Annotated in this window: 7 protein-coding genes; all 7 read right to left on the bottom strand. The window is 69.9% G+C overall.

Annotation, left to right across the window (positions count from 1 at the left end):
• Nucleotides 1–160 precede the first annotated feature (160 nt).
• Complete coding sequence (locus A7A76_RS15510) at nucleotides 161–1885, bottom strand: hypothetical protein (protein WP_206412026.1); 1725 nt, start codon at nucleotides 1883–1885, stop codon at nucleotides 161–163.
• Nucleotides 1886–2632: 747 nt separating this feature from the next.
• Nucleotides 2633–2824 carry a DUF2065 domain-containing protein gene (locus A7A76_RS15505; RefSeq protein ID WP_206412025.1) on the bottom strand — a complete coding sequence of 64 codons (192 nt, stop codon included), beginning with the start codon at nucleotides 2822–2824 and terminating at the stop codon, nucleotides 2633–2635.
• A 9-nt stretch (nucleotides 2825–2833) separates the two neighbouring features.
• Nucleotides 2834–3697: a protease modulator HflC gene (gene hflC, locus A7A76_RS15500; RefSeq protein ID WP_206412024.1), complete on the bottom strand. Its 864-nt coding sequence runs from the start codon at nucleotides 3695–3697 to the stop codon at nucleotides 2834–2836.
• Nucleotides 3694–4815, bottom strand: a complete 1122-nt coding sequence (gene hflK, locus A7A76_RS15495) for an FtsH protease activity modulator HflK (protein ID WP_206412023.1) — start codon at nucleotides 4813–4815, stop codon at nucleotides 3694–3696. Before hflK ends, hflC begins: the two co-directional genes overlap by 4 nt.
• A gap of 159 nt (nucleotides 4816–4974) precedes the next feature.
• Nucleotides 4975–6306, bottom strand: a complete 1332-nt coding sequence (gene hflX / locus A7A76_RS15490; protein ID WP_206412022.1) for a ribosome rescue GTPase HflX — start codon at nucleotides 6304–6306, stop codon at nucleotides 4975–4977.
• 96 nt (nucleotides 6307–6402) lie between these two features.
• Nucleotides 6403–6675, bottom strand: a complete 273-nt coding sequence (gene hfq / locus A7A76_RS15485) for an RNA chaperone Hfq (protein WP_096379284.1) — start codon at nucleotides 6673–6675, stop codon at nucleotides 6403–6405.
• Nucleotides 6676–6875: 200 nt separating this feature from the next.
• Nucleotides 6876–7865 carry a tRNA (adenosine(37)-N6)-dimethylallyltransferase MiaA gene (miaA, locus tag A7A76_RS15480; RefSeq protein ID WP_206412021.1) on the bottom strand — a complete coding sequence of 330 codons (990 nt, stop codon included), beginning with the start codon at nucleotides 7863–7865 and terminating at the stop codon, nucleotides 6876–6878.
• Nucleotides 7866–9142: the final 1277 nt, after the last annotated feature.

Genomic DNA, 9142 nt, shown 5'->3' with positions numbered 1-9142 from the left:
CCGTGCACGGCCTTGCGCCTCGGCCGACGACAAAACGCGGGCCCGGCCTTGCGCCGGGCCCGCAGCGGCGCCGCGGTCCGACGCGCGGCGCGCCCTTGAAGCGATAGCGTTGCGCTGCGCGCCGCAGCCGCCGGAGCGCATGCTCCGGCGGCGCGGCGGCTCACTTGCCCTGGCGCGCGTCGATGTAGTCGTCGACGCCGTTCTTGTTGCGGTCCAGGCGCCGTCCGGTCACCTGGTAGTAGGTGCGCGACGCCAGCGGGCCGCGCACGTATTCGCGCCGGGCCGGATCCCAGTAGGTGGCGTTGTCGTCGATGCTGTTGGCGGTGAAGTACATCGTGGTCGACGGGAACAGGTCGATCGCGGTACCCGGCTTGCAGTCGCCCACGTCGCGGCCGCTGAGCAGGCTGTCGCCCTGCTTGCAGTCGTCGGCGGTGATCACCTGGTAGACGTGGCGCGGCTGCGACACGTTCGCCACCGGCAGCGAGATCGCCTCGCCCGGGCGGCTGCTGCGCTCCTGCACCAAGGTGCGCTCGGTCTTGGCCCAGGGGCTGAACTCCTGGCCGGCGAAATCGGCCATGCGCCCGTCGGCGACCATCTGGTCCAGCGCCAGCACCCGCGGCAGTTCGCGCACTTGCAGGTTCTGCAGGCGCAGCGGCACCTGGGCGACGTTGAACACGCCGAGGTTGAGATTGCCGACGGTGTCGAGCGTGCCCGCGTCGAACGCGTGCAGGCGCGGGTTCAGCGCCATCGCCGTGTTCGACGAATCGCGCAGGGTGATGTCCTTGATGACGATCGGGTTGGGCGTGGACAGGTTGAAGTTCACGCCCATGAAGGACGCGCCGATGTGGAACAGAATGCCGCCCGGCGCCTGCCCCGGCGCGCCCGGCAAGCCGGTGCAACTGCCGGTGCCCCAGGCCGGATTCGGCGTGCTCCACTTCACCGTGTAGGGATAGTAGGTGCCGCCCTGGAAGGTTTCGGCCGGGCCGATCGGGCCGATCACGGTCGGGTTGATCCACGGGCTGTTGCAGCCGGCGTAGGCCCAGTCGATCGACGGCGCGGTGCTGGACGGATGCAGCACGCGCAGCTCCAGGCTGTGCGCGGGATTGGCGTTGGGATTGACCAGATCCCAGTTCCACATGGTCTGCAGCGACAGGCCGACGTTGGCGGCGAGGATCGAGAATTCGGTATCGCTGAAATGGCGGCGGTAACCGGCGCGGTCCTCGGCGGTGAGGCTGCCGCCGGCGGGCATGACGTGGTGCTTGAAGGTGTCCTCGCCGGGATTGAGCGTGATGTTGTGGGCCAGGCCGTAGTTGTGGCCAGCTTCGTGCGCGGCGGTGCCGCCGATCGAGTTGGCCCAGCGGTCGAGAGTGGAGTTGGCGCCGTTGAGCGCGCCGCCGGGGCCGCCGGTCCAATCCTGATAGGTCTTGCCCCATACGTAGGAGAAATCGACCGCGGTCGCATCGCCGGTATCGACCGCCTGGGCCAGGCCGAACAGGCCGTCGGCGATGTCCGACTTGGTCGTCACCGCGACCGTGTTGCGGCGCGCGAACGTGGCCGGCGGCAGGGTCGTGGTGTCGAGCACCTGCACGTTGAACTCGCAGTAGTCCAGTTCGACCACGTGCTTGACCGCGGCGCGCAGCGCGGCGGTGGTGCCGGTGTAGCTGGGCAGGTCGGCGGCCGAGAACGGCGCGGCCGGGTTGGTGACCGAGCCCGCGGTGAAGCCGAACGAGGGATAGGCGATGTTGGCGGTCGGGAACACCAGGTACAGCTTGTTGGCCTTGTTCGACGGGTTGTACGCCGGACAGGTGGCGGCCAGGGCCGAACCGCTGAGCGAGAGCAACGCGAGCGCGAGAGCGCTGCGCCGCAACGACGGGATCTGCTTCATGACGCTGACTCCATTAGCGCGATGGGGCGTTGGCGGCGTCGCGGACGGCGCGCGCCCCGCGGCAGCGGATGCGGCGCGGCGGCGGCCTCGACGGAAAGGGCGCGGCGCGCTGCGGATCCGGCGCTCCCCGCCGGACGGCTCCGCGCAGGCGCCGGCCGCCGTCGGTTCTAGACGGCGCGCGGCGCGCGGAACAGGGCGAAAGCGGGAACGAATCCGGACGCCGCGGGAAGGATTCGCAGCGCGCGCGGACATGTCCGCATTTGGGTGATGGGCATCGCTGCGCGCGCTTGAAGCCGGTCAAGCGGCGGGAGATTGGGTGAGCGAGGTTGGGACGCGGTGGAGCGGCGGTCGACGGGCGTCAACGGCGGTCGGACGCATATCGGGCAGCGACCTGCACCGCCCCTCGCCGTCATTCCGGCGACTACCCCCCGCCATCATTCCGGCGACTGCTCTCGCCGTCATTCCGGCGACTGCCCCCCCCGCCGTCATTCCGGCGAAAGCCGGAATCCATTTTGATCTTGCTTCTGCCTGGCTTGAGCCAACCCGCTAGAGCGCAAAGTCAAAATGGATTCCGGCTTTCGCCGGAATGACGGCGGGGGGGGGGGGGCAGTCGCCGGAATGACGGCACCGGGAGGATCCCGGCTTTCATCGAGCTGACGGTACTGGATGGATTCCTTCCACCGCGAACGGATTTCCGCAGCGATGCCGCAACCCTATCGTCGCCGGCGCGCATCGGTGCGTCGCCGCTCAGCCGACGCGCAGGCACCACAGCGCGGTCAGCGCCATCGTCACCACGATCGCGCCGACCGCGCGCAGGTGCGGGTCGGGCAAGGAACGCAGTCGCTCGGCGGCGCGCTTCCAGCCGTGCGGGGACACGAACAGCACCAGCCCCTCCAGCACCGCTACCAGGCACACGGCCCGCCACAGCTCGCCGGCCATCGGCCGGCCTCAGCGGTCGGACTTGAGGTATTGCAGGTACGGATCGTCGCGGTCGAGCACGATCACGCTCTGGCCGTCGGCGAAGGCCTTGCGGTAGGAATCCAGGCTGCGCTGGAACGCGAAGAACGAGGGATCCTTCGCCGCCGCCTCGCCGTACAGGCGCGCGGCCTCGGCATCGCCTTCGCCGCGCAGGCGCTGCGCGTCGCGCTCGGCCTCGGCCAGGATCACGGTCTTGTCGCGGTCGGCCGTCGCGCGCACCGCCTGCGACTGCTCGAAGCCTTCCGCGCGCAACTGGCTGGCCACCTGCAGGCGCTGCGAGCGCATCTGGTTGTAGACCGACTGCAGCACGTTGCTGTCCTGCGGCAGATCGATGCGCTTGATCCGGATGTCGATGATCTTCACGCCCAGCGTCGACGCGCCGCGGTTGATCGCTTCCAGCTGCTTGCCGATCACCGCCTCGCGGTCGCCCTTGACCACGTCGAGCAGCTTCAGCGAGTTGATCTCGTTGCGCAGCGAATCGCGGATGATCGGCGCCAGGCGCTCGGCCGCGACGTCCTCGTTGCCGCCGGTGGCCTGGAAGAAACGGCGCATGTCCTCGATCCGGCCGAGCGCGAAGAAGTCGACGCTGACGTCGAGCTTGTCGGCGGTGAGGTAACGCTCCGGCTCGGCCGGCAGCACCTTGAGGCGGCGGTCGAAGGTGCGCGCGGTTTCGATCAGCGGCCATTTGAAGCGCAGGCCCGGGCCGACATCCTTGCGCACCACGGTGCCGAGGCGGAACACGATCGCGCTGTGGCCTTCGTTGACCACGAACACCGAGCCCAGCAGGGCCAGCAGCAGGGCCACGCCCGCTGCGATCAGGGCAGGAACTCTCATCGGCTCACCTCATCGCGGGTCTTCGGGCGCGTGGGGCGGCCGACATAGGGCACGGTCGGACCGGACGCGGATTCGGTCGCGGTCACCGAAGGCAACAGTTCGGGCTGGTTCAACGGCACGCTGACCGGGCCCGGCGTCATCGGCCCGCCGCTGCGCTCGCCCATCGGCACGTACAGGATCTGCCTGGAGTCGCCGCCGACGATCTTGCGGTTCTGGCTCAGCACTTCCTGCACCGCGTCCAGCCACAGCCGCTTGCGGGTGGTCTCGGGCGCGCCCTTGTACTGCTCGACCAGCAGGCTGAAGCGCGCCGCGTCGCCTTGCGCGCGGGCCACGGTCGACGTCTTGTAGCCCTCGGCGGTGGTGCGGATGCGCTGGGCGTCGCCGCGCGCTTCCGGCACGATCTTCTTGGCGTAGGCCTGGGCCTCGTTGATCGCGGTGGACTTGTCGGCGTTGGCGCGCTGGGCTTCGTCGAAGGCGTCCTTCACCTCGTCCGGCGGACGCGCGTTGGGCAGGTTGAGTTCGGTCACGGTCAGGCCGGTCTCGTAGTCCTTCAGCGAGGCCTGCAGGCGCTGGCGCACCTGGGTGGTCAGCACGCTGCGCGAGCCGAGCACGGTGTCCAGGTCGGAGCGGCCGATCTGCTCGCGCACCGCGCTCTGCGCGGCCTGCTTGAGCACTTCCTCCGGCTCGCGCGAGCCGAACAGGTACTGCGTCGGCGATTCGATCCGGTACTGGACGTTGATCTCGACGTTGACCATGTTGCCGTCGCGGGTCAGGACCGGAACGTTTTCGCTGTAGGCCTTGCTCTGGGTGGCGTTGACCTTCTTCACGCTCTCGACCGGCCACGGCAGCTTGAAGTGCGGGCCGGGCTGGAGCACGCGCGAGGAGGTGCCGAAGCGCAGGACCACGCCGCGCTCCTGCTCGGTCACCAACACGAAGCAGTTGAATACCAGCCACAGCGCGACCAGCAGGCCGACCCAGCGCAGGATCCCGCCGCCGCCGTTGCCGAACAGGCCGCGCAGGGTATCGAGCAGGGAATCCAGGCCGCGGCCGGGAGGTTTGCGTTGCCGCGACGGTCGGTTGTCGCCGGAATTGTCACTACCGGGGGTGTTCCAGGCCATGCCTGCTCCTAAAAAAGTGGACGCCGGGCGGAGCGTCCTGCCGCTCGGCAGGCCTGTTCCGACCGAACACCGGCCGCGGCGGGCCGGCGCCGGTCCGCGGACGTCGGGACGGCCGCGGCGGCTCGCGCGCGCAGTGCGATGCGCGCGAACCTGTCGATTCTAGGTGGGGGTCTCCACCGTCTCAAGCAAGGGCCGCAACGGCTCGCCGTGGGCCTGGGCGAACAGGCGCTGGGCGTCGGCCACGGCCAGGTCCACTTCGACCCGCCAACCGTGCTCGTCGGCCTGCTCGGCGCGCACCGCGCCGAGTTCGTGCAGGCGCGCGCGCAGGCGCGCGTCCTGCGGCGCGATCCGCACTGCGCCCTGAACGCGGTGCAACTGCAGCGCCTCGCCCAAGGCTTCGCGCAACAGGTCCAGGCCTTCGCCGCTGCGCGCCGACAGCCAGACCCGGTGGCGCTCCTCGCCGGGCCGGTCGACCCGCGCGGCGATGCCGTCGAGGCGGTCGATCTTGTTGAACACCAGCAGCTGCGGCAGATCGCCGGCGCCGATTTCGGCCAGCACCGCATCGACCTGGGCGATGCGCTCGTCGCGGTTCGGGTCGGCGGCGTCGATCACGTGCAGCAGCAGGTCGGCCTCGCGCGCTTCCGACAGGGTCGAGCGGAACGCGGCGACCAGATCGTGCGGCAGATCCCTGACGAAGCCGACCGTATCGGCCAGGACCACGCCGCCGCCCGCGTCGCTGCCGCGCCCCGGCTCCGAGCCGGGCGCGAGGCTGATCTTGCGCACGGTCGGATCGAGCGTGGCGAACAACTGGTCGGCGGCGTAGGCGTCGGCGCCGGTCAGCGCGTTGAACAAGGTGGATTTGCCGGCGTTGGTGTAGCCCACCAGCGCCACCCGCGGCAGTTCGCTGCGCAGGCGCGCGCGGCGCATCTGGTTGCGCTGCACCTCGACCTTGTCGAGGCGCTTCTGCAATTGCTCCAGGCGCTTCTGCAGCAGGCGGCGGTCGGTTTCCAGCTGGGTTTCGCCGGGGCCGCGCAAACCGATGGAGCCGCCGCGCTGGCGCTCCAGGTGGGTCCAGCCGCGCACCAGCCGGGTCGACATGTGCTTGAGCTGGGCCAGTTCGACCTGCAGCTTGCCCTCGGCGCTGCGCGCGCGCTGGGAAAAGATGTCCAGGATCAGGCCGGTGCGGTCGACCACGCGGCGCTCGAGGAAGCGCTCGAGGTTGCGCTCCTGGCCCGGGCTGAGCGGATGGTTGACCAGGATCAGGTCGGCGCCGCTGGCCTCGGCCGCGGCCTTGACCTCGTCGAGCTTGCCGCTGCCGATCAGGGTGGCCGCATTGGGCCGGTCGATGCGCGCGGTCAGCACCGCGGCCACGGACGCGCCGGCCGAGCGCGCCAGGTCGGCGAACTCTTCCAGCAGGTCCTCCTCCGGCGCGCCGCCGGAGTGAGGCTGGATCAACAGGGCGTGTTCGCCCTTCTTGGAACGCTCGAACATCGATGGGAAGAGAACTGGCGGGCCGAACCCGGGGTCGAACCCTGGCAGATGGAGGCGCCGCGCCGGTTTCTCAATTCTCCCGACCGGATCGGACGCTTATTCGTTCTCGTCGCCGCCGTCGCTGCCGTCGGCGGACTGGACGTAGCCGCCGCCCGGGCCGACGCGGACGTTGCGCGCGGGAACCACGGTGGAGATGGCGTGCTTGTAGACCATCTGGCTGACGGTGTTGCGCAACAGCACCACGAATTGGTCGAAAGATTCGATCGTGCCTTGCAGCTTGATGCCGTTGACCAGGTAGACCGAGACCGGCACACGTTCGCGACGCAGCGCATTCAGGAAAGGATCCTGCAGGGATTGCCCCTTAGACATCTTCTAATTCCCCAGCATGTTCTAGTTATTAGGACGGCGCGCCTCGCCGGCGGGAACCGGGCGGTTGGCCCCGGAGCCCGGTGACGGACGCTTCCGTATCGCCGGCTGTTGTCCCCACAGGGCGACTGCCCGATGTTAACGCAAGTGCAAGCAAACATTGCGACCCGGTTCCGGGTTTGTGCGCTCGATTGTAGGCCGCGCTAGGCGCTCTGCGGGTACGTGCGCAGGCGCCCGGCGGCGAACAGCCTCAAGGCGTGCCCGAGTTCGGCCGCGTCGCGCAAAGGATCGAACCAGCGCGCGTCAAGTTCGCCGCGCAGCCAGGTCAGCTGGCGCTTGGCCAGCTGGCGGGTGGCGTAGACGCCGCGGTCGCGCAGTTCGGCGGCGCCGTACGCGCCGTCCAGATGCTCCCAGGCCTGGCGGTAGCCGACCGCGCGGATCGCCGGCAGCTCCAGCGGCGCAGGATGCGTCGCCAGGCCCGGCAGCGCGCGCAGGGCGCGGACTTCGTCGAGGAAGCCGTCGGCCAGCATCTGCTCGAAGCGGCGCTCGATCCGCGCGTGCAGCACCGCCCGGTCGGCCGGCGCCAGCACCAGCTTGAGCACCCGGAACGGCAGCCGCGGCCGCCCGGCCGAGGCGCGGCGCCAGTCGCTGATGGTGCGCCCGGACAGGCGCCAGACCTCGAGCGCACGCTGGATGCGCTGGGCGTCGGTGGCGTGGATGCGCGCGGCCGCCTCGGGGTCGAGCGCGGCGAGCTCGGCGTGCAGCGCGGCCCAGCCGCGCCGGCCGGCCTCTTCGCTGAGCGCGGCGCGCACCGCCGGATCGGCCTCGGGCATGTCCGACAGGCCGCGCAGCAGGGCGTGGAAGTACAGGCCGGTGCCGCCGGCCAGGATCGCGATGCGCCCGCGCGCGGCGATCTGCTGCATCGCCACGCGGGCGTCGGCGGCGAACTCGGCGGCCGAATAGGCCTGCCACGGCTCGCGCACGTCGATCAGATGGTGCGGCACCCTCGCCTGCTCGGCCGCGCTGGGCTTGGCCGCGCCGATGTCCAGGCCGCGGTAGACCAGGGCCGAGTCGACGCTGACGATCTCCGCGTCCAGGCGCTGCGCCCAGTCCAGCGCGAGCGCGGTCTTGCCCGAGGCGGTCGGGCCCATCAGGGCGATGGCGAGCGGGCGCGGGTCGTGGGAGGCGGTCATGCGGGAGCGGCTGAACCGCGCGGCGATAGCGACGCGCAGCCTCGCACAGGCGCGCGGCGCGCGAAAGCCGGGCCGCGGCCGTCGCCGCTGCGCAAGCGAGCTGCGGCAAGGCTTCGACGCTGCCGCGGCGCCCCGCCCAGGGCCCCGGCGCCGGGCCAATTTGGACATTTCTTGACCCGCCCGTTGCAGTTGTCCACATCCCCTGTGGACAAGCCTGCGGACAGTTTTTCGATTGCGCGCGCGAAGCCTTGCGGCATAAGCATTGCAAGAGGTTTGGCGAGAAATTGACCAGTGAATTTCCTTGACTTTGCCGGCGCCATCGGCATCCGCGCGGCCCGGTCCACAGCGCCTGTGGACAAGCATGCGTACACCCGTGCGGGAATCGGGTTTCACGCCTTGTACGGCGCGGCTTCGACGGGATTGGCGTGTTCTTGTCCAGGCGTCTGCGGGCGCAGCGGGCGGGCCGGGATCGCCGCAGGCGGCGTGTTGCGGCGCACCAGGGCGGCGGCCAGGCCCGCACTTGCGCCGTGCCCGGCCGCGCTTGCGGCCTGCGGTCAGGCGCCGACGGCGGCGGCGCGGGCGCGGCGGGTCTCGCCGCTATCCACACAGGCTGTGGACAAGCATTGGGACACACGCGCGGGAATCGGGTTCCACGCCTTATGCGGCGCGGCTTTGGAGAGATTGGCTATTTTTTGTCCAGGCAGGGCTTGAAGCGTTCGTACCGCGGCCGGCGCTGCATCGCGCACGTGCGGGCTTGCTTTTTTCGCGCTTTTCTCGCGGTCGCCGCGCCGACGGCCTCGTTCGCTATCCACACCGCCTGTGGACAAGCATTGGGACACACGCGCGGACATCGGGTTCCACGCCTTATGCGGCAAGGCCTCGAAGAGATTGGCTATTTTTTGTCCAGCCATGGCTCGAGCGCGCGAATCGATGTCGGCGCCGCATCGCGAACGCGCGGGCTTGCTTTTTCCGCGCGTTTCTCGCAGTCGCCGCGCCGACGACCTTGTTCGCTATCCACACAGGCTGTGGACAAGCATTGGGACACACGCGCGGGAATCGGGTTCCACGCCTTGTGCGGCGCGGCTTTGGAGAGATTGGCGATTTTTTGTCCAGGCGCGGTTTCGAGCGCGCGAATCGATGTCGGCGCCGCATCGCGAGCGTGCGGGCTTGCTTTTCCGCGCTTTTCTCGCAGTCGCCGCGCCGGCGACTGGTTGCGCTATCCACACAGGCTGTGGACAAGCATTGGGACACACGCGCGGGAATCGGGTTCCACGCCT

It is taken from the genome of Lysobacter enzymogenes (assembly GCF_017168095.1).
GTDB lineage: Bacteria > Pseudomonadota > Gammaproteobacteria > Xanthomonadales > Xanthomonadaceae > Lysobacter > Lysobacter enzymogenes_D.
Note: the sequence above shows the minus strand (reverse complement) of the source record. Positions and strands in the feature narration are given on the sequence as shown.